Origin of the sequence: Ornithinibacillus jepli (assembly GCF_047228935.1) — a bacterium.
Lineage (GTDB): Bacteria > Bacillota > Bacilli > Bacillales > Amphibacillaceae > Ornithinibacillus.
This window is the reverse complement of sequence record NZ_JBFEGG010000005.1, coordinates 38,433-59,513: the sequence shown is the minus strand read 5'-3', so window position 1 is coordinate 59,513 and position 21,081 is coordinate 38,433. Positions and strand designations below refer to the sequence as shown.

The window sequence follows — 21,081 nt, the reverse complement described above, 5'->3', positions numbered from 1 at the left end:
ATTTCATAGAAAAAGCAGTATCAACAACGATACTGCCATAACCTCCAAAAGCAGTAGGAGAATTATTATAAATCATTAAGGACATTCTAATTATTTTTCTGTACATAATAATCAGAATTCCGGTAATGAAGCCGCTAAGTTTAGTTTAATTCTCCCACAGTATTAGAGGAAGCAACCTTTCTACTTTTTTCTACTATACTTAAAAGATAAAGATCCATATCGAATGAAGGAATTTCCTTCTCATAAAACAAATTAAATTTAACTGACACTATACTATCGTTTAAACCTTCAACTAGCTGATTAATATAAGAGTGAATTTTATCCATCTTTTCTTCATAGAAAGCATCATTTCTATCAAGATTCTCATAATCTTTAATTGCATATTGTAAATCATATTTAATTACTAGATAATCGGATAAAGTACCAGAAAGTTGATTTATAAAGCGATAGATTGCAGCATCTAAATTTTGCTCAATTTGATTATCATTATCGTCATTTTCATCGATAAACCATTGATACTTAAATCCCTCTACTTTTTTAAGACCCAGTTCATTTTTAATTAAAGTAAACCTGGGATCGTTATACGATTCAGGTACACTTGCACAGTTACACAAGATATCCACTAACATCTTGTACAAATCATATCTTTGATGGAATGGAAACAATTCAACCAGCCTGTTTGCTATCATTTGGGAGACTACCCCAATCACAAAATGATTCCACTACTTCTAACATTGACTTTTACCTCTGGATTAACAAGGATATGCTCATAATAATTTACTCCCTTTATTTCTTTCCATATAGATGGATGAAAGGCAATGAGTTCTCTGCCTAATCCAAGTACGTCACTTTGATTCGCTGCAAGTTTCTTGAACAGAGCATCCGCTTTTTCAGTGAGAATCTTTGATAATCTATTTTCCAAAAAAATAATCATTTCCTGCTTATCTAAATGGTCTGGAGGATAGTCAACAATCTCTACGTCCAATTGCAGCATAATATCAGCATGTACCTTTTCTTCTTTTTCCAGCTTAAGTTTTCTTGATACGCTTTTTACATTATAGCTTACGGATCCGCCAGCTTTTTCATCTAACTGTTCTGTTAAAAGCGCCTTTGGGGATTGTGTTTCCATAAATAATAATAGCAAAGTACTTTCATCAGGGGAAAGAAACTGTCCGGTAAAGCTATTGTCATTAAAAAGAGCAGTCCCATTTATTTTAACTTCATTATCTTCCTCGTCCTTGCTCAGATAAGGGAGCATGAAATCTTTTCCTTCATCAAACAAATAGGTGCGAATCGATTTTAGTGTAATATCCTGGATCTCCGAATGTGTTTCACTGCTGTGAATCAATTCGTACAGATATTCCCCTTTTTCAACTTCATTTTCGGATAAATGGGTAATTAGCTCATTTGCACTGTTATCTGTCATAGCAATTTTGGCGTTTAAATCCACCCTTGGATCCCGGTAAAGAGAATCCAGCACATTGTAGATATCGCCTTTGGCGACGTCGATTCCTAAGATTAAAGTTCTTCCTTTTGCTGGATCGTAATTACCAGGTACGCTTTGATCAATTGTCATGCTTGCCTCTTTTATCGAACCTCCTTTTCCAGTTACCAGTTCATTCGATATGGATATTTCCCCCCTGCTTGACTCACTAATATTCATATCTCTAATAATTGAAGTTGTTTGATAATCCCCATTCTCAACCAAGTCAAAACCTGATAAATACACAGTACGGGAATTCTTTAGAAGTCTTTCATCCCAGCACCCAGCTAGTAATAGAAGAATAAAGAAGATTAAAAAGAGCTCAATTTTTCTCATAGGTCGATGCCGCCCCTCTTTTAAAAATAATTGTTATTAAAAGCAGTAGGATAGGGATAATAATGCCGAAAATTAAACTTAAATGCTTTAACCATTTTTCAAGTAAGGTAATCTCCATATAATAAAATATTATCGAAACGATAAGGACGAATGTTCCAGATAGTATCACAGCAAATTTATGTTTGATATGGATTAATTTACTTATTCCCATACTTGCTGAAAAGGAGTAGCTGATAATAGTAGTAAATACTATCAGACCCCAGAAAGAAAGAAATATTAAATCTAATCGGCTTAAAATTCTTATTTCCATTGCACTTAGTATATATAGAACCGGTTCCGGCGTAATTTTTATTTCTTCAGGACTAAGCATTACGGTACTTAGAATCACAATATACGTTAAAAAAATGGTTACAAATAATACTGCTAAAAAAACTCCTTTGAGTGCTGAAATAGTTTTAGACTGCTTTATAAAAGCAAAATAAATAAGTAATGTTTCAAACCCTATGAAGGATATCATGGAATCATTTGTACCTTTAAGAATATTCCATCCACCACTGGAACCAATAGGGAAGAGATAGCGAATATCTATGTATGGATCACCATATACCAAAAACGTAATGAAGAATAGAAACAGGATGAATATGAATAGTAAAGAAAATAAAGATACCAAATTTTTTACATTACAAATACTTCCATAAATAAGCAGTATGAATTCTATCAAAAATAATATCCATACTGGAGTTTCAGGGAGTATCCATCGTTTCAAGGTATCCGCATATATAACGAAGATATAACTAATCATTGTGAGCAGGTAAATAATATATAAAAAATTTAATACAGTTCCAGAAGTTTCTCCCAAAATTACTTTAGAAAAATCAAATAAGGTAAGATTGGGGAAATTCCTGCAAAGTAACCAAATAAGCAGTACAATTAGTTGAATAAAAAATCCAGAAATTAAAATGGAAATCCATCCGTCACTACCTGCTGATTCATGTGTTTGATGAGGTAATGATAACAAGCCTACACCAATCATCGTTTGCACCAGCAGAAAAAATAAATTTACAGAACTAATACGGCTCTTCACTCTCATCTAGTTTCCACTTCCTTGATCGTTTTTCTTGCTTATAATGAGGAGAATTTTCTGAATTTTTATACATCATCCAAGAAGGAACACGAATGATAGTATCTTTAAACTCCTCCATGTTCAATGGAACAAAAGGTGAAAAATATGGAAGACCGAATGAAGTAAGGCGTGACAAGTGAATTAACACAAATAAAACTCCAATGACAATTCCTAAAAAACCAAATGTAGCTGCCAATAGCATTAAAGGAAATCCTAATATACGAATCGAGCTGCTCATTTCTAGATTTGGCTGAACAAATGATGAGACTGATGTTAATGCAACAACTATAAGACCACCATAGGAGACAATTCCTGCCTCAACCATTGCTGTTCCTACAACTAGCCCTCCGACGATCCCAAAAGTCTGGGCAACGGAAGGTGGCAGTCGAATGGAGGCTTCTCTAAGCAACTCTAAGGAAAGCTGCATAATCATTAACTCTATAAATGGCCGAAATGGTACGTAGCTCAACGAAGACTGCAGCGAATAAACAAGCTCCAAAGGAATTGCTTCATAATGGAATGAAACGAATGCAATATATAATGCCGGTAGAATAAGTGCAATGATATAGCTGATTAGACGTATAAATCTAAAAAATGAACCTAACCACCAACGGGTAATATAGTCATCCGGTGTTTGAAAGAAAGTCATAAATGTTGCTGGCAATATAATTACAGTAGGACTTCCATCTATAATTATAGCAACCCTTCCGTCCTTTAAATTTCCTGAAGCTCGATCTGGCCGTTCTGTTAGTAAAAGCTGTGGAAATGGAGTAACTGTATGATCTTCAATGCAATCCTGAATATCTCCTTCTGATCGGATGGAATCAAGCGTAATACTTTTTATACGTTGTTCAACCTTTTTGATTATTTCCGGATCTGTCACATGATCCAAATAGACTAGTGATACATTCGTTGTTGTTGAGGAACCCAATGTATATTTTTTAACCGTGAAATCGGGTGATTTTGTTAGAGTACGGAGTAAAAAAATGTTTTTGTCTAAACTTTCAACAAAACCTACTTTTGCCCCAAGAATTGTTTTTTCTACGATAGGCTCTGAAACATCTCTATCGGTTGATGCGTTCGTTTTCAACAGGAATCCTTCACTATTCCTGCCTTTTTTCATTAACAGACAATAACCGTCTAATAATCCGTTGATGGCTATTTTATTACTTTTGGCACTGCTGATTTCCTGGCAATATAGTTCATTTAAAATATTGTTGTTTTCCATTTTTGTAAGTGGTTTAATTATTTTCGACTCAAGCTTTTCCTGATCAACTAATGAATTGATGTAAAGGATAATATAAGTTTGATTATTGCTATGTATTTCACGGTCTTTTAAATCACTGGTATGATTTAATTGACTTTTGATATTCTCTATGGAGAGATTTGCCTGATTTTTCATAGATTTTTTGAATTTACTTCTTATAAGTCGCATCACTGCACACCCTTTTTACCGCCACTTCTTATTAGTAGTATGTGGAATTTGAATACAATTATGCAATTAGAAGATGGAAGTTTTCAAAGAGAATGCAAGGACATCAGTGGGACAAAACACTTGAACATCAACGCCTCCAAACCTGTTTTTAGGTGGGGATTAAACAAGAAGGGGATCGGTTGAATCAGTTCCTTTATCTCCATTATTTTATAATCCCTTTTGTGTCTGTTCTGTCTTTCCTTTATGTTTATTTTTATTCCAGATAATCTGTATGGAAAGCTTTCTCTTTCTTCGGTTTGCACAGAAATCCATTGGTCGGTAGTAAACACTTCAAGTGACCATTTTCCTACGAATCAGCCTTATCCAGATGCTTTCTCACCTCCGAACGCAATCAATGGCTCATCGTTAACGCTTTGGTCATTCACATAAACCATACCGGAAGTTACTGGTTTCAGTACAAACCCGTTACCGACAGCAAGTGCCGGTGATACCGAACGCATGGCAGGATATATTGGAAAGTTGAATAGCCCGATTACACCAACTAACCCTAAAGGACTTCGGTAAATTCTATTTTCCTTTCCTATTAATGTATTTTCTAGCATAGTAGCAGAAGGATAACAGCAGTGATCAAAGTTCTGCTATCCTATTGCCAAATAAAACTTACTGTTAATTTTAAACACTATTAAATTCGAAAATAAGAAAATTGAAGGGACTGTCCCCAAAGTATTACTTTGGGGACAAAACTCTTTAAGAGTTCAGTAAGGAAAAAATAAATCGGACGAGGTAAAGTGTAGGTTTATTTTAGATATTGAAAAATCACCTAAGAAAAATCGCTTCAGTCCTCTCCTTCATAGTTTAATTTAAGATAGCAATTTCCCTTATCGAATAAAACCAGACTCTCTCTTCTACAGACCAATCCCACTCGCTGGATTGTCTTCAAATAATGTTCCATATTGTTATATTATATTTTTTCCAGTCCTTCTAGACATCACCAATGGTGACTTTAAAGATAGTAATTCCTTTTTGGGTGAGGATATAGTTTGGTGTACATATTAATATATTGGGTTGATTGGGGCGAATTTTGGGGATAAATTCAAACTAAAATTATCAATATATATACAATAAAACATAAACAATATAAACATGATGTAAATAAAACTTATTAAATCAACTTCTTCAGAAAATATCCTGTTACAATCCTATAATTATGTATCCCTGGCAGTGCAAAGGTCAGCGGTTCGAGCCCGCTATGCTCCATTCTTTTCAAACCCTTGTCCAGTATAGGATTATCCACTTTATTTTTTCTCCCTCTTCTACTTAAAAACACTCCTATTCACACACGTACACATTTATTCTTGCTCATTTTCTGTCTCTTTGTTTTTCAGATATTGTTATTCTAAAATTTTACTGGCTTCTTGATCCGCTGTTGGCCACAAATGTCCATAAAACTTAAAAGTCGTCTCGATATCATGGTTAAATGATTTCTACCGGTATTTCTTCCGGTAACATCCTTTGATCAAATATACTATTCTTAGGGGGATTCTTATGAAAAAAAGTGGCTAATTTTAATTATTTTGTTTGTTTTAGGTAGCGCTTCATTTTTTATCTGGAAGAAGGAAAGTAGATGAAGTTATGGGGAACATTATTGATAGTGTTCCAATAATAGATTCTATTACAGCAAAAGATGGCAAAACAAAAGAAGAGATACTAACGGTTACAACTTCAGACGATTCTTTTGACAAAATGGTAGAAATTTATCATTTCTATTATGATTTAAAGTGGTCAGAAAAAGTAATACTGAAAGATGATCCATTTATTGAAATTGACTATATTGAACGCAATGATGTCAAGTTCACCGTAAGTATTTATCAAGTCGAAGATCATCATATTTCATTATTACCTAATGGTTTTTCGACAGAAGTTAGAAACGTTGAATACAGTTACTCACCGGAAGGAAGTAATTCTACATACATTTTTGTAATAGAAGAATTAAATCAACTAATAGATGTGAATGATGGCATGAAAGTACTATATAAATACATTAAATTAAATAGTGATGATTAAAGAAGATGCATTTCATTTAAAGATTTATAAATAACAACTCTGTAAACTCAGGAAGAGGGGAATGGGGATAGATTCATTGATACATTAGAATACGCCAATTTAACTTAATTAAACTTATTTAATTAACTTAAGTTCACTGGCAGTGCATAGGTATAAGATCTACCTTCTATGATAGTTTTTATGAAGGCAGAATCACTAAACATGCATTCTATGGGGCTCCATTCTAAAATAATTCCACCAATTTGGCAAGTAAAGGATGATAAAATGTATGAATTTCTAGAAGAAACAAAAGGGGAAAAATATAAAAATCTATTAGATTTTGCCTGTTCTATTTGTGATAGTTTTCAACTAGTTATCCGAACTGACATGGGAAATCCTAAAGAAATAAGAAAGATTTTAAGAGAAATAGAAGCTCATAAAATTAAAATGGAAGTAACTTCTGAATGGGCAAGTACTATGTTAGATGGTGAAACGGCAGAAGTTTATTTTTACAAAACAAATGAAGATACCCTTACGTTCTTAAAAAATAAGACTAATTCACTTCATGGGTGGATATATCCATATCTACCCGAGGATTTATCTTTCTTTAAAAATAACCAACCATGGTTAATAAATATTTCACATGAAAAAAGCACATATCTCAAAACTGAAAATCCTAGTGAAGTATCATGTATTAAAAATATAGGAATTAAACTTACTTTATGTTAATTGTTATCCTATATTTAATATATTTATATTAATTACTAGATGGGAGAGTCCATTTAATAAATATGGACTCTCCTTAATTTTTTTCTATAACAAAAACCCTACAATTATGAGCCGTACGTTCCTGTATTGGCTATATATTATAATTTACTAATCTATTGAATCCTTCTAATTCTTTTTGTTATGCCTTCTTTTTTGGAAATCAACTACTTAGATTTTATAAACATTAGTCAAAATGGTCAATCCAGAATAAAGGTTAAAGAAATAAATATTTACTAAGTAAATATTAACCTTAAAATATTCCCAATTTACATTCATATCCCTTATGATATAAAATTATATGTATAACAACCACGTGCAATACCTTTATTAAGTTCACAAAAATTCACATTTAACCCAGTTATGTTAAGTTTGCTTATTCAAATACATTAGAATACGCCAATTTAACTTATTTAAACTTATTTAATTGACTTAAGTTCACTGGCAGTGCAAAGGTCAGCGGTTCGAGCCCGCTATGCTCCATTCATCTTTTTTAATTTCCTTTAAAACAAACGTCTCCCGCTTCACCCAATCATTTTTCCCCAAACTTTTTAGTACTCTTTCATTTTGCTTTATCGCTTCATCTATTGGCACCCAAACAGGTGTAAAGTCCTGTTCATATTCATAATCATCTAATTTCTGATTCACTTTTTCATCACTAAATAATTTACATACATAATAATGCGATGTCATTTGAAATATGGCTTCACTATTATAATCATCTATTTTTCGCTCTACTATCGTTCCTATCTTGTCCTTAACTATGCAATGAATATAACCCGTTTCTTCTCTTATCTCACGAATTAAAGCTTCTTTGTGGTTTTCATTATCTTCAACTCCACCACCAGGGAACTTATAGTCGCCTAAATTAGAATGTATTAGTAATAGTTTGTTCTGGTGAAGAATGACCGCTCTAACTGCTATTCGCTCATTAATCAAAGTATGTTGTTCAGTTCCCATCTTTGTCATTACTTTATAAAACAAAATGTCACCTCATTTAATCATGAATAAAGAAAACGTCCAAGCATATACGCTTGAACGCCGTCTTACATTATTGCCTAATAAACCGTATAACCAACGGAATCCGAAATGTCTCCCCTTGATATGCTTTTACTGCTGCAATGATGGTTAATATAATTGCCGTAATTCCTACGATAAAAGCTAATAGGAAGCCGATTAAGATAATCATCAATATACTGCTAATAATCGTGTAAATCGTAAACGAAATAATAAAATTAAAATATTCCTTCCCGTGAAAATCCACAAACGCAGAATTATCTCGCTTAATCAACCAAATTAATAAAGGACCTAGAACTGGAAATGGAAAACTTAAAATATACAAGAGCATGGCAAACAAGCGATCATCTTCAGTAGTAGCCATTATAGTTCCCTCCGATACTGTTTATATATGTATATTCTATCCTTTAAATTGTATAACGTCTATAAATCATATAAGGTTTCATTTACTTCCATTACCGAAATATTTTTCCGAATATAAAAAGGATTTAGACCACATTTCCTCGAATATTATTAAGTATGACATTTTAAGGGGGATACTAGCGTGTTAACAGTTAAAAAGGATACGATTGTAGAAGATTATCATGGAACAAAAGTAAGTGATCCATATAGATGGTTAGAGGACCCAAATTCCACGGAGACAGTAGAGTGGAGTAACTGGATGGGTGAACAGTGTAAGGATTATTTTTCTCACATTAACTCTCGCAATACAGACAGAAAGCGACTAGAGGAACTATGGAACTTCCCTAAGTACTTTGTACCAAAGAAGATTAAAGATAAATTATACATTCAGAAAAATGATGGCTTGCAAAATCAAGCGGTTCTTTTCCTTAAAGACGGTGATGATGAAAAAGTCGTATTAGACCCGAACAAGTTAAGTGAAGATGGAACCGTTGCGATGACGAATTATGCTTTCAGTAAAGATGGAAGGTATTTAGCCTATGCAACGTCTACCCATGGAAGTGACTGGCAAGAGATTCGCCTACTTGACTTATCTACGGGGAAAAACTTAGAAGATCATATCCAGCATGTTAAATTTACAAGCATTACGTGGGCACCGGATAGCACTGGATTTTTCTATAGTCGTTTTCCAGAACCGGGTAGTGTAGCACCTGAAGATGAAAGTAATTATAATAAAGTATTTTTCCATAAAATTGGCGATAAGCAAACTAGTGACCAGCTTATTCATGAACAACCAGAAGATAAAGAATTGATGTTCTCATCCTTTATTAGTGATGATGACAAATACCTCTGTTTATACGTTTTCCTTGGAACAGCAACGGAAAACCAATTCTATTTAAGACCGATTAACTCGGATGAACCATTTACTCGTTTATTAGATAAGTCGGATGCTGAATATCAATATGTCACAAATACAGATACTACCTTTTATTTTAAAACGGACTTAAACACACCAAACGGAAAGATTATCTCAATTGATTTACATAACCCTGATCCGTCTAACTGGAAAGATATAATCCCAGAACCATCAGATGTTATCGATTTTGTTGTCGCACTAAATAACAAATTAGTAATTGGGTTATTGCATGATGCACATCACCAGTTGAAAGTCTACAATCTAGATGGAACTTTTTCTAATGATGTTGCTTTACCAATTCTAGGTTCTCTAACAGATATTTCACGTAGTAAAGAAGATAATGAGATATACTTCGGTCTTACTTCTTTCCTAAGCCCGACGGTTGTTTATAACTATAATCTAGATTCTAAAAAGCTTACTGTGTTTGCAGAGTCGGATATACCGTTTGATATTTCCGACTATGAGACGAATCAAATTTTCTATACATCTAAAGATGGTACTAAAGTACCAATGTTCTTAACGCATAAAAAAGGGTTAGCACTAAATGGGGAGAATCCGGTAATTTTATATGGATATGGTGGATTTAATATTAACATGACACCAGCATTCAACCCTGCCATTTTGCGTTGGCTAGAAAAAGGTGGCATTTACGCCGTAGCAAATCTTCGTGGTGGAACGGAATACGGAGAAGAATGGCATCGTGCAGGTATGTTAGAAAACAAACAAAATGTGTTCGATGATTTTATCTCTGCTGGGGAATGGCTAATTGAAAACAAATATACACGAAAAGAAAAGCTTTCTATTATGGGTGGTTCTAATGGTGGATTATTAGTAGCTGCTTGTATGGTGCAAAGACCAGACCTTTATGGTGCTGTAATCTGTCGCGTACCAGTGATTGATATGCTTCGTTATCACAAGTTTACGATTGGTAGATATTGGGTTCCAGAATACGGAAGTGCTGATAATCCAGAGCAATTCCCATTCCTTTATAAATATTCACCACTTCATAATATTGAAGAAGGGGTGAAATATCCGCCAGTGCTTATTGCCACTGCTGAGAGTGATGACCGCGTTGTTCCAGCACACGCGAAGAAGTTTGCTGCAACATTAATGGAAAAGGCAAACAAAGAGTCTACGGTCGTATTGCGCTTGGAAGCGAAAGCTGGGCATGGATTAGGAAAACCAACCTCTAAATTAATTGAAGAATGGGTAGATTTCTACGCGTTTTTAGATAAAGAATTACAGTAAACCTTATGAAAAGCTAGATCGCGTAGATAGTAGACCAAATCGCAAGGAGCGGTTTGGTTTACTTCTGCTTTCTTGTAATTTGAAAAAATTGAAAGGATGGTGTTCATGATTTATATTGCTTTACTTAGAGGAATTAATGTCGGGGGAAATAATAAGATTGACATGAAGTTACTTAAACAATCGTTTGAAAGAGTTGGGATGAAAAATGTAGTGACTTACATTAATACCGGTAACATAATTTTCACTCAAGATGGTCTATCTAAATCGGAATTGTCAGGTGCTTTAGAAGAAGTAATCTATACTGATTTCGGCTTTCAAATCAGGGTAATTGTTCGTAGCCTAAATGACATTAGGAATATTATTCAAGCTATCCCAGACTCTTGGAAAAATGATAAAGAAATGAAAAGTGATGTCATGTTTTTATGGGATGAAGTAGATAATCAATCTGTACTTGAGCAATTAGTCATCAAACCAGATGTCGACACAGTAAAATATGTTCCTGGTGCAATTCTATGGTCAATTGACAAGAAAAATTTAACCAAAAGTGGTATGTCAAAGATTATCGGAACAAAGTTATATAAACTAGTTACGGTAAGAAATGTCAATACAGCACGTAAAATCTATGAATTGATGCAAGCACAAAATAGCGAGTGAGACTCATCCCACCGATGTGTTGGAAAATATTTGAATAAGACCCGGCTAGTTTCAAAAACTAGACTGAGGTGATTGCTTATGAAAAGGTTAATACTCTGTGTTGTGTCTATTTTTATACTTGGTACATCTTCACCAGTCTATGCCAAAACAGTCAATGAAGCTGATACGGAATTATGCGATACATTTAAATATGCCCTAATCAACCGCTTAAGAGAACCAGTAGACAAAGCGATTACTGAAATTTATAAAGATGATCCAGAAGCACCAGAAGATCTCCACTGGGCAACCTATGATACAGAAATAGTAAAGATTAAGCAGATATATGGTATCGGAGGAGCTTATGAAATTACGCTAAAAGTAAACCCTTATTACCGAGCTCATAATCAATACGGGGAAGACATCGTTGTCGTGAACTCAGATGGAAGGCTAATAACGTACGAGCATCTGAAAACTTATCCAAGAGTGGATTTTTATTAGTTACATAAAAATGGAGTGTAGCTTGGTTCAATTACCTAAGCCACACTCTTCTTAACATGAAGTCTTATTAATCCATTTCCTTCCTCTTATAAACAAACGCCATCAAGATAGCTGTAACTATAGCCCATAGAAGCAGCACTAATAAGTTAACCCAAACATCCCCAAATCCTAATCCAGCTTCCACATCATAAGCAATCTCAACCAGCTGAATATTTGGTAAATACTCAATAAATGATAATGCCGGATACTGTTCAACTAATATCATTAACATCGAACCAAAACCGAATAGAAAAATTACTGGCAAAATAATAACAGATGCTTCTAACACCGATCTGGATAATAGTCCAAGAATCGTTCCTAACGCTAAATAAAACAACATCGATACAATTATCGCAACGGCAATAACCGTAATATTTGTAGGTTCATAGCCGGTAATCATTGCACCTATAACAATTGTAATCACCGTTAAAAAGAAACTAACTAAGCTTTTTCCAGTTAAAATCTCTGATAAAGAAGCTGGAGAGAGCATTAATCCTCGTAATGTATGCTTCTCCTTTTCCTCTGCAATCACAGCACATTGGATAAAAGCAGTAACAGAAGCTAAAGCAAGGTTAATAACCATAAAATGCAAATCAATCGTCGCTTCCCCCATATAACTATAAAGGAAAGCCATAATAATCGGCAAAATAACGATGGAGCTAACATACATGTTTTTCGATAAATCCTTTAAATCCTTATTAAAAATCGCATAAATTCGTTTCCATGAAAATGTCATACTAATTCCCTCCCAGTAATCTCTACGAAAATATCTCCTAATGTTGGCTCATTGGAATGAATAGAAACTATTTCATTTTTAGTCATATAGCTATGAATCTCATCTGCTCCCTCGGCCCCACTAGGAACTTGAACAACGCTACCGTCCTTTAATTCCACAATTAAAGTACCATCTGCAAACTGTCTACGCAGAGCTTTTGGTTCATCTAACAGCTGGATTTTCCCTTTATTTAAAAACGCCACTCGATTACAAAGTGTTTCCGCTTCACTCATGTCGTGCGTTGTTAGGAAAATGGTTATTCCTTTTTCATTTAGGCGACGTAGCCCCTCATGAATTTGTTTAGAGTTTGCGGGATCTAAAGCCGAAGTCGGCTCATCTAAAAACAATAATTCTGGTTCATGAAGTAATGTTCTAGCAAGTAGTACACGCTGCGTCATCCCTTTCGATAACTTCGAAACAATTTTCTTTTTTTCCCCAAGAAGGTTTACTAAATCTAGCATTTCATCTAGTCTCTTTTTCGGAACATCATACAACTCACAATAAAGCTTCAAGTTATCTTCAATCGAAAGTCGTTCATACAGACCACTATTATCTGAAAGTACACCAATTCGTTTGCGATAAGATCCTTTATTTAAGGCTGAATTTTTTACACCGAATACTTCCGCTTCACCAGAAGTTTGTAGTAACTGACCAGTTAAAATTTTTATAGTTGTTGTTTTACCAGATCCACTTGGTCCTAAAAATCCAAACGTTTCCCCTTTTTTTACTTCAAAGTTTACATTTTCTAATGCCATTTGATTCCCAAAAACCTTGGCTAAATTTTTTACTTGAATAATATTTTCCATTTTTCTCCCCCATGCCTGATTGTTTTTTTTGATACTTAAAGATTATTGAAAAATAAGGGTTTGTGCACTATTTTTTCTATGAAAAGAGTATTTTTAGGGTTGAATGGAGCTTATTTAAGTCCCAACATTTCATTAAGTAATGCCATTTTGGCTTTGGAAAGTGGAATCGTTGACTTCGGTTTATCATCTAAAACTAAGCTATAACTATTTCTCGTCCACGTTATAACTTCTCGAACTTTTTGCAAGTTAACAATATAAGAACGATGACATCGGAAAAATCCAAATGGCTTTAATCGTTCCTCTAATTCATTCAATGTAAAAATACTTGGAAATGATTCACCTTTAATAAAGACAATCGACTGCCCATCATTACTCTCAATGTAATCAATTTCGGGTGGGTCAAATAGAATGATTTTATCGTTAACTTTCGTAGGAACTTTATTGAATTTAACAGAGTAGGAGGTTTCTTCTAACTCTTCAACACGTTCACTTTCTTCAACTGGTGCAATGACCTCTTCATCCATTTCTACCTTATGTAAGCCACTATCTCCTAAACGAAAGACATCATTGGACATTGTTATCGCACTTTCCATGTTATTCGTTAACACGAGAACCGCTTTTTTCTTGTTCTTTAATTCCTCCAAGATATTTAGAAATACACGCTTTGTTTCCATATCAACATTTAAATCTGGCTCTTCAAATATAAAAACAGTCGGGTCTTGTATGCAAACACGGGCAAAATGAACCCGTCTCTTTTCAGAAAAGGACAGATGACTTATCTTCTTATTTTTCACCGATGCAAGTTGAACCATATTTAGAATCTCATCGTGTGTAAGAACAGATTGATAAAGCATTGTATAAAATTTAATATGGTCCATTACCGTTTACCTAGGATATAGCCCCTCTTCAAAGAAACATATTCCAACACTCTGATCATACAGTTTCTTGTCATTGGTAATCTTCTGCCCTAATACAGCGATTTCCCCTTTAAAAATCGGTTCCTTACCAAGAAACATTTCTAAAATGGTCATCCTTATATTAAGATTGGAATGAACACCAACTACTTGTCCTTCCGCAACCTCAAGGTCAAAAGCTGGAAATAATAGCAAATCTTTATCTTGTTTTTCTAGATTACGTATAGTTAGAACGCTCATGAAAGATTATCCCCCGTAATTTTTCTAGTTGTTTTATCTAATCTTAGCCTGACCAACCATAATTTTCTAGTTTTTTCTAACATAAAAAAGAAGGAAGCATTAAAATTCCCTTTAGTGCTTCCTTCTTTACTATTTATTTGCTATTCCATTAGTTAATACATCAATAATCCTTTCCACTTCCGCCTCTTCATCCCAATCATTATCAGGGAAAATCACTTGACTTACAATTACGTAAGAAAATATGGAAGAACCTACAATTCGGATAATTGTATCCGGATGCATATCTCTGATTTGGCCTTTCTTCTGAAAATGTCTCACAATTTCTCTTAGCTTTTCAAAAATATCTTTACCGATATGCTGGATAACTTGATTTTTCAATTCTTCATGAAAAGGAAGCTCTTGCACAATAATTCGCAATAGGTGAATATTATTTTTCACGAATTCAATTCGATTGGAAATCATCGCTCGTATAAAATCCTGAAATGTAGGATGATTGGTATCTAATACTTTGTTAATATCTTTCTTAATCAATGGGCTAATCACTTTTACAAGAGTTGGTGAAACAATAGTTAGTAATAAATCCTTTTTCGATTTATAGTGACGGAATATTGTTCCTTCTGCTACCCCAGCTTTTTTCGCAATTTCACTAGTTGATGTTGCGGCGTAGCCTTTCTCTGCAAATAGTTCTGTAGCAGCTTCCAATATTCCTTTTTGCTTTTCGGTTAAGTTCTGATCATCAGTAAACAAGTCTATCTCCTCTTATCTTCCGTTTAAATTGGATAAGCTTTACTGATATGATACGTTATTTCGAATATTTATGACAACTGAAACTCTAAATCTTTCGGTACTTTCGTAAAGCTATAATATTTAATATCATAAATAAAATAGAAAACCCTATTAATATGAGAATCTCTGGATAAATTTCCGCAAAACCATAGCCTCTTACCATGACATCGCGTAATGCCCCTGCAGCATAGTATAGTGGTGTCATTGGGCCAATCCAACTGAGCCAATTTGAAATAGTTTCTAAATTAAATAGTCCAGAAAAGAACACTTGCGGTACAACGATTAACGGAATGAATTGGATCATTTGTAGTTCGTTATTTGCAAATGATGAAATTAATATTCCAAGTGTAAGCGCAGTAAATGAGAGCGCTAAAATGATAAGGATTACATATAGAAACGATCCTTCCATCATCATATCGAGTACGTAAATCGTATAGCTTGCAATAATTGTAGATTGAATCATCGTTACAATGCCAAAGCCTATCACATAACCAATAACGATTTCCCATTTTCTAAGTGGTGTAGAAAGTAATCGCTCTAATGTTCCAGTTGTCCGCTCTCGGATGAAGGATACCCCGGCGATAATAAAGACAAAGAAGAACACAAAGAAACCTAGTAATACTGGACCAAAGTAATCAAATTGCCCCATTTCATCTGATCCATGTAAATAATGAACTTCTAGTTGTTGATTAGTCGTTCCCGCTAAAGAATTTTGCATCCATTTCATCGTATCTCCATTTACTGACGGATCACTACCTTCAAGATAAATCACAAGTTGTTGATTTTCAAATGTAATATAACCATCTAGTTTTTGCTCTGATAAAGCCTTCTTAGCATCTTGAATTTGATCATAGTACGTGATATCAGCATCCGATACATCCAAGTTTTCCTTTATTATCTCCGGACTCCCCACAAATCCAACCTTTGGTACATAATCATCTCCGTTAAAAACGAGGTGAAGCATGGTTAATACTAGAATTGGTGCAAATAGTAACATCCCTAAAGTTCGTTTATCCCTTATAATTTGACGTAATATACGGACCGTTAATGCTTTAATTCGCATTCCCTTCACCTCCAAAAATGAGAAACGCTTCCTCAATAGTGGTAGACTTCGTATGGTTCTTCAATTCCTCTGGCGTACCAACCGCTATAAGCTTACCACCACGCATAAGGCCTAACCTATCACATTTTTCTGCTTCATCCATTACATGCGTTGTTACGAGGATTGTTGTCCCTTGTTTATTTAACTGATAAAAAGCATCCCATATCTTCTTTCGTAAAACAGGGTCTATCCCTACCGTTGGTTCATCTAATATTAACAATTCTGGCTCATGGAGTAGTGCGATAGCTAATGATAATCGCCGTTTCATTCCACCCGAATAATCTTTTACCAATTTATTCATATGGTCTGTTAAATCAACTAGTCCCATTACTTCTTGAATTCTCATTTGTTGTTTCTTCCCTTTTAAACCGTACAATCTAGAGAAAAAGAGTAGATTTTCTTTAGCGGATAAATCCTCATATAATGCATCTGATTGTGCCATGTAACCAATACGATTAATGGTTTCTAATTTGGGCATCTCTTCTCCTAAAACCGTATTAACACCATTTGTCGGGATATCTAATCCAGCAAGCTCCTTAACGAGTGTTGTTTTACCCGCACCTGAAGGACCAAGTAACCCAAAGATTTCTCCTTCGTTAATATCTAAATCAATATCATGTAATACAACATGCTTTCCAAATTGCTTTGAAACAGCTTTAATCGATACAGCATACTCCGTCATTTCGAACACCCTCCTAAGATAATGAGTGATTACTCACTTATAATTTACACGTAATAACCTCTTTTGTAAAGTGAGTAATCACTCATTATTTCTTTTCCTAGGAGTTAGCCCATTTTTCTACATAGACTCCCATTCTAGTCGATTTCCCCATATATTAAATGGAGACTACTTTAAGGAGGAATACGAGTTGAATCATTTTGAACCACCATATGACGATGAGAGACAATTCAATTTACCTGGAAATATATTAGGACAATTATTTGGCAATCAAGGTGGGTTTCCTGGAGGGGGGCAAACTGGAGGATTTTCCCCAGGAGGTGGACAATTCCCTGGTGGATTTCCTGGAGGAGGTTTTCCTGGCCAACCTGGTGGCGGGATAGGTGGCGCCCCAACTACACCACCACCAAGTTTCATCCCCCAACAACCACAATTCCAAACTTTTGCCATTGACCCTGGTGCAATTAGAGGATGCTTATTTCGATTCACTTATATTTGGTTAGTAAACGGCAATTCCTTTTGGTTCTTTCCAATTTTTGTCGGAAGAAATTCCGTTGCTGGATTTAGATGGCAACGAAATCGTTGGGTATACTTTGGCATTGACTTAAATCGCGTTGCCTCATTCCAATGTTTCTAGGTCAGTAGCCTGTTTTATCGGAGTAACATGAATGTAAAAACACTGGTCCCTTCTTTTGCATAAGCTATAGTAAAAGGAGGGATAAGTATGTGGGATAGACTTGTAGGCTTATATCTTGCTGCTATATTAGCAGGCTTTGCACTTGCTAACGTACCTACTTCAAGCATTATTACAACACAAATCGCAGAAGTCCTTCAATTAATAGGTGGACTTGTGATTGTCGTCTTTGCTATTGCAATTGTCTACCTGGCACTTAAAGCACTGGTTAGAAAAAGCACGGATTAGTTATAATTATTCTATTATGATATGAAGAGGCCGTTCTGGTCTCTTTTTCTATCTTTTTGCCGAAGAACCATTTGAAGCCTACTTTTTAAAAGTTTGACTGGGGCTGTAATCACGATCCTTTTAACATTCGGTATGTTTGCCGGAATCTTACTGAAGAAGCATTACTTTAATTAAAACTATATAAAAAACCACGACAAATGGTCGTGGCTTTATCCGTTCTTCAGTATCTCATCTACCGTAGCTTCTACTTCTTGTCGAGATATTTTTTCTTTACCGTTCTTTAGTGCATGAAGAGTTCGATGTGCTAATGCTAGAGGAATCCTACAGAATAGAATAATATTTTTCGTCTTAATAGATCTCATGTATTCATCTGCTTTCGCCAGGTTAAAAGATGCATATTCAAACATGTCTTCTCTCGTCCAATTTTCCGGGAAAAATTGGACACCCCGTTCCTTGTCTTCATCCATATTACGTAATACATTTATTGCTTGAAGACCTCTGCCATAGCCGATTGCTAATTCATGGTCTGTTTCCGTATTATCATACCAACGCCAAAAATCAGAAAGCATCACACCAACTAACCCAGCAACATAATACGTATAATCATCTAAATCTTCTTTTGTTTTAATCTGCCAATTCTTTTCTACCCAATCAGCCATACCATTCGCCATAATCCTAGTTGATTCTAACACTTTATCCACAATATCTCGAGGACAGAATTTAATCCAATCCCCTAGTCGCTTCGTTACTTCAGGTAATAAGTCATGATGAGGTGCAAGTAACTGCGAATACGCATCATAATTAAAATCGGCTTTTAGTAGTTCACTAGTTGAACGTAGTAAATGTTGTTTTGACTCCGAGTCCAGCTGTTCATGATCTTCTATTTCGTCTATTGCTCGCATGCAAAGGTAAGCAGAAGCAACCGTCTTACGTAAGGTTGGTTTTAAAAGCTTTATCGGTATATAGAAAGTTCTACTAGTTTTTTTAAGCATTTGCATTGCTTCTTTTTCTAATCTCGCCACATCATTCAAGCTGGTAAATCCTCCTTAAAAACTAACCCTCAAGTTTGTTTGTGTCAAAGGGATTCCATGAAAGCTATATCTCCTTTCTTAGAATCCCCCTTATCTAAACAGTATATCTCGTACTATTATTTTACGCTTTTCCTATTTAAAGTATAACAAACTTTTCGGGATCTTGCTTGAATATACGTCTAGTAGACAATAATGGTTCGTCATTCTTCAACACGCATATCCTCGCCTGTATTCACAACGAGACCACCTGCTAAAAATCCTCCCCATTTCACCAAAAGACTTCTAAAGCTACGAAACACGTTATCTTCATGGTACCTTTTTACTAGAAATGGACTATTTACTACAATCAAAAATGGCATATTTCTCCTTCTTCCTCTATAATGAAAAGAAAAAAGGAGTCCCAATTATATGAATTCAGATAATAACTTCATCAAATTCCTTGGGGGAAAAAATATAGTATTTGTCCTGGCAGTATTAATCTTGATTGGGATAACAGTCTTGATATATAACAAGATTTCATTTATCTTTTATCCGTTAATCGTAGTCTTATCAACTATTACACCACCAATCATTCTAGCATTTGTCGCCTTTTATCTTTTAAATCCAATTGTTGATTTACTTGAAAAGATAAAGATTAAACGAATTTGGGGAATTGTGATCATTATTATCGGAATTGGCGGATTGCTAACGGGATTAATTCTATTGATTGCACCGGCAATTGAAAAACAAATTTCCGATTTAATCCATACTTTTCCACATTATGTACAAGAACTTTGGGTTGATATAAATGACTGGATTCAAAATAATACGCTACTTGCACCATATTATGATGAGGCATATAACTGGGTAGTTTCTAATTTCAGTAATATTCCAGGCGTTATCGGTACATATGTATTAGATGCCTTTCAAGGTGTACGAAGTTTTGCAGGTACGGTTACGAATTTTATCGTCGCTTTAGTTACTTTTCCATTTATTCTATTTTTCCTATTAAAGGATGGAGATCGTTTCAAAGAATATAGTTTAAAACTATTACCACCAAAATACAGAAAAGATGCAAATCGAATCTTACATACGATGGATGCACAAGTGGGATCCTATATTCAAGGCCAAATTATTGTTGCTACTTGTATTGGTGTACTACTATATATTGGCTATTTAATTATCGGTTTAGATTACGCTATTACACTAGCAATTTTAGCTGGTATCTTAAGTGTTGTTCCATACTTGGGACCTACACTATCCATTATTCCGGCTGTAATCATAGCAATTGTAAATTCACCGTTTATGCTACTCAAGCTCGCCATCGTTTGGGTGATTGTCCAATTCCTAGAAGGAAACCTAATTTCACCTAATATTATGGGAAGAACGATGAAAATTCACCCATTAACTATAATGATTGTATTACTAGTAGCTGGTAATTTATTTGGATTACTCGGGGTTATTCTAGGGATACCAGGATATGCCATTTTGAAAGTAGTAGTTTCCTATATTTATGAAAAATTTAAAGAACGATATAACCGTTTTTATGGTGAGAAATACGGTGCTTATCAGAGTGAAGAAAAATAAAAAGGTTGGCAAAGGGAGCATGCTCCTTAAGCCAATCTTTTTATTTTCCCGTCTTCTTATGCTACATAGTAAAAGTTTTATTGGGGTTCGCTGTTCTCCACAAAAAAGTCCATTAATGCATTTACTAAAACTTTATTCATCTCTGCGAAATACAACCATCGATAAAATCCCTAACCCAAAGCCCACAGCTCCGCCAGCCTCGATATTATGAAAGAATAATCCTACTCCCATTCCAGTAAATAAAAAACCAAAAAAGGCTAGACCACTTTTCACATAATTCATAGTAAGAACCCCCAAACATAATGTCATGTTCATTATATTC

General features: G+C 34.7%; 24 protein-coding genes and 2 pseudogenes. 8 read left to right on the top strand and 18 right to left on the bottom strand.

The window, feature by feature from the left end; all coding sequences use genetic code 11:
* Nucleotides 1-140 precede the first annotated feature (140 nt).
* The 6 genes and pseudogenes from AB1K81_RS16090 to AB1K81_RS16065 all read right to left on the bottom strand — a co-directional run.
* Nucleotides 141-689: a hypothetical protein gene (locus tag AB1K81_RS16090; RefSeq protein ID WP_412977699.1), complete on the bottom strand. Its 549-nt coding sequence runs from the start codon at nucleotides 687-689 to the stop codon at nucleotides 141-143.
* Between the two features lie 17 nt (nucleotides 690-706).
* Nucleotides 707-1,819 (bottom strand): Ger(x)C family spore germination protein, encoded by a 1,113-nt coding sequence (locus AB1K81_RS16085; RefSeq protein ID WP_412977698.1) that lies wholly within the window; start codon nucleotides 1,817-1,819, stop codon nucleotides 707-709.
* A complete protein-coding gene (locus tag AB1K81_RS16080) occupies nucleotides 1,806-2,909 on the bottom strand; it encodes a GerAB/ArcD/ProY family transporter (protein ID WP_412977697.1) in 1,104 nt (367 codons plus the stop codon). Before AB1K81_RS16080 ends, AB1K81_RS16085 begins: the two co-directional genes overlap by 14 nt.
* Nucleotides 2,887-4,377, bottom strand: a complete 1,491-nt coding sequence (locus AB1K81_RS16075) for a spore germination protein (RefSeq protein WP_412977696.1) — start codon at nucleotides 4,375-4,377, stop codon at nucleotides 2,887-2,889. Before AB1K81_RS16075 ends, AB1K81_RS16080 begins: the two co-directional genes overlap by 23 nt.
* A 269-nt stretch (nucleotides 4,378-4,646) precedes the next feature.
* Nucleotides 4,647-4,829, bottom strand: a pseudogene (locus tag AB1K81_RS16070) (aldehyde dehydrogenase family protein); the annotation flags it as partial.
* A gap of 51 nt (nucleotides 4,830-4,880) precedes the next feature.
* A pseudogene (locus AB1K81_RS16065) lies at nucleotides 4,881-4,979 on the bottom strand (hypothetical protein); the annotation flags it as partial.
* Between the two features lie 1,030 nt (nucleotides 4,980-6,009).
* Here AB1K81_RS16065 and AB1K81_RS16060 point away from each other — a divergent pair.
* Together AB1K81_RS16060 and AB1K81_RS16055 are read left to right on the top strand one after the other, a co-directional pair.
* Nucleotides 6,010-6,441 carry a hypothetical protein gene (locus tag AB1K81_RS16060; protein WP_412977695.1) on the top strand — a complete coding sequence of 144 codons (432 nt, stop codon included), beginning with the start codon at nucleotides 6,010-6,012 and terminating at the stop codon, nucleotides 6,439-6,441.
* 180 nt (nucleotides 6,442-6,621) lie between these two features.
* Nucleotides 6,622-7,149 (top strand): stage III sporulation protein AH, encoded by a 528-nt coding sequence (locus AB1K81_RS16055; RefSeq protein ID WP_412977694.1) that lies wholly within the window; start codon nucleotides 6,622-6,624, stop codon nucleotides 7,147-7,149.
* 492 nt (nucleotides 7,150-7,641) lie between these two features.
* Here the strand turns inward: AB1K81_RS16055 and AB1K81_RS16050 are convergent, their stop codons facing one another.
* The gene (locus AB1K81_RS16050) at nucleotides 7,642-8,169 is read right to left on the bottom strand and encodes an NUDIX domain-containing protein (protein WP_412977693.1); all 528 of its coding nucleotides are present in this window, start codon (nucleotides 8,167-8,169) and stop codon (nucleotides 7,642-7,644) included.
* A 67-nt stretch (nucleotides 8,170-8,236) separates the two neighbouring features.
* Nucleotides 8,237-8,566: a DUF4870 domain-containing protein gene (locus AB1K81_RS16045; protein ID WP_412977692.1), complete on the bottom strand. Its 330-nt coding sequence runs from the start codon at nucleotides 8,564-8,566 to the stop codon at nucleotides 8,237-8,239.
* A gap of 180 nt (nucleotides 8,567-8,746) precedes the next feature.
* Between AB1K81_RS16045 and AB1K81_RS16040 the strand changes: the two genes are divergently transcribed.
* From AB1K81_RS16040 to AB1K81_RS16030, 3 genes are all read left to right on the top strand, one after another.
* The gene (locus AB1K81_RS16040; RefSeq protein WP_412977691.1) at nucleotides 8,747-10,768 is read left to right on the top strand and encodes a prolyl oligopeptidase family serine peptidase; all 2,022 of its coding nucleotides are present in this window, start codon (nucleotides 8,747-8,749) and stop codon (nucleotides 10,766-10,768) included.
* A 105-nt stretch (nucleotides 10,769-10,873) separates the two neighbouring features.
* Nucleotides 10,874-11,422 carry a DUF1697 domain-containing protein gene (locus AB1K81_RS16035; protein WP_412977690.1) on the top strand — a complete coding sequence of 183 codons (549 nt, stop codon included), beginning with the start codon at nucleotides 10,874-10,876 and terminating at the stop codon, nucleotides 11,420-11,422.
* A gap of 78 nt (nucleotides 11,423-11,500) precedes the next feature.
* Nucleotides 11,501-11,899, top strand: a complete 399-nt coding sequence (locus AB1K81_RS16030; protein ID WP_412977689.1) for a DUF3888 domain-containing protein — start codon at nucleotides 11,501-11,503, stop codon at nucleotides 11,897-11,899.
* Nucleotides 11,900-11,966: 67 nt separating this feature from the next.
* On the opposite strand, the gene AB1K81_RS16025 is transcribed toward AB1K81_RS16030, so the two are convergent.
* The 7 genes from AB1K81_RS16025 to AB1K81_RS15995 all read right to left on the bottom strand — a co-directional run bounded on the left by AB1K81_RS16025 (nucleotide 11,967) and on the right by AB1K81_RS15995 (nucleotide 17,243).
* Entirely contained in the window at nucleotides 11,967-12,674 is a 708-nt protein-coding gene (locus AB1K81_RS16025; protein WP_412977688.1) for an ABC transporter permease, read from the bottom strand.
* Complete coding sequence (locus tag AB1K81_RS16020; protein WP_412977687.1) at nucleotides 12,671-13,519, bottom strand: ABC transporter ATP-binding protein; 849 nt, start codon at nucleotides 13,517-13,519, stop codon at nucleotides 12,671-12,673. Before AB1K81_RS16020 ends, AB1K81_RS16025 begins: the two co-directional genes overlap by 4 nt.
* Nucleotides 13,520-13,629: 110 nt before the next feature.
* Nucleotides 13,630-14,397 (bottom strand): LytTR family transcriptional regulator DNA-binding domain-containing protein, encoded by a 768-nt coding sequence (locus tag AB1K81_RS16015; protein ID WP_412977686.1) that lies wholly within the window; start codon nucleotides 14,395-14,397, stop codon nucleotides 13,630-13,632.
* A 6-nt stretch (nucleotides 14,398-14,403) separates the two neighbouring features.
* Nucleotides 14,404-14,673, bottom strand: coding sequence for a hypothetical protein (locus AB1K81_RS16010; protein ID WP_412977685.1), 270 nt, complete (start codon nucleotides 14,671-14,673; stop codon nucleotides 14,404-14,406).
* 129 nt (nucleotides 14,674-14,802) lie between these two features.
* A complete protein-coding gene (locus AB1K81_RS16005; RefSeq protein ID WP_412977684.1) occupies nucleotides 14,803-15,420 on the bottom strand; it encodes a TetR/AcrR family transcriptional regulator in 618 nt (205 codons plus the stop codon).
* An 85-nt stretch (nucleotides 15,421-15,505) separates the two neighbouring features.
* On the bottom strand, nucleotides 15,506-16,522 hold the full coding sequence (locus AB1K81_RS16000; RefSeq protein WP_412977683.1) for an ABC transporter permease: 1,017 nt from the start codon (nucleotides 16,520-16,522) through the stop codon (nucleotides 15,506-15,508).
* A complete protein-coding gene (locus AB1K81_RS15995; RefSeq protein WP_412977682.1) occupies nucleotides 16,512-17,243 on the bottom strand; it encodes an ABC transporter ATP-binding protein in 732 nt (243 codons plus the stop codon). The genes AB1K81_RS16000 and AB1K81_RS15995 overlap by 11 nt, the downstream gene beginning before the upstream one ends.
* Nucleotides 17,244-17,430: 187 nt before the next feature.
* Between AB1K81_RS15995 and AB1K81_RS15990 the strand changes: the two genes are divergently transcribed.
* Together AB1K81_RS15990 and AB1K81_RS15985 are read left to right on the top strand one after the other, a co-directional pair.
* Nucleotides 17,431-17,877, top strand: a complete 447-nt coding sequence (locus tag AB1K81_RS15990; RefSeq protein ID WP_412977681.1) for a hypothetical protein — start codon at nucleotides 17,431-17,433, stop codon at nucleotides 17,875-17,877.
* 87 nt (nucleotides 17,878-17,964) lie between these two features.
* On the top strand, nucleotides 17,965-18,162 hold the full coding sequence (locus tag AB1K81_RS15985; protein WP_412977680.1) for a hypothetical protein: 198 nt from the start codon (nucleotides 17,965-17,967) through the stop codon (nucleotides 18,160-18,162).
* 209 nt (nucleotides 18,163-18,371) lie between these two features.
* Here the strand turns inward: AB1K81_RS15985 and AB1K81_RS15980 are convergent, their stop codons facing one another.
* Nucleotides 18,372-19,193: a squalene/phytoene synthase family protein gene (locus AB1K81_RS15980; protein WP_412977679.1), complete on the bottom strand. Its 822-nt coding sequence runs from the start codon at nucleotides 19,191-19,193 to the stop codon at nucleotides 18,372-18,374.
* 200 nt (nucleotides 19,194-19,393) lie between these two features.
* Nucleotides 19,394-19,552: a hypothetical protein gene (locus AB1K81_RS15975; RefSeq protein WP_412977678.1), complete on the bottom strand. Its 159-nt coding sequence runs from the start codon at nucleotides 19,550-19,552 to the stop codon at nucleotides 19,394-19,396.
* Nucleotides 19,553-19,601: 49 nt separating this feature from the next.
* Between AB1K81_RS15975 and AB1K81_RS15970 the strand changes: the two genes are divergently transcribed.
* Nucleotides 19,602-20,759, top strand: coding sequence for an AI-2E family transporter (locus tag AB1K81_RS15970; RefSeq protein ID WP_412977677.1), 1,158 nt, complete (start codon nucleotides 19,602-19,604; stop codon nucleotides 20,757-20,759).
* A gap of 132 nt (nucleotides 20,760-20,891) precedes the next feature.
* Here the strand turns inward: AB1K81_RS15970 and AB1K81_RS15965 are convergent, their stop codons facing one another.
* On the bottom strand, nucleotides 20,892-21,041 hold the full coding sequence (locus AB1K81_RS15965; RefSeq protein WP_412977676.1) for a hypothetical protein: 150 nt from the start codon (nucleotides 21,039-21,041) through the stop codon (nucleotides 20,892-20,894).
* Between the last annotated feature and the right edge of the window lie 40 nt (nucleotides 21,042-21,081).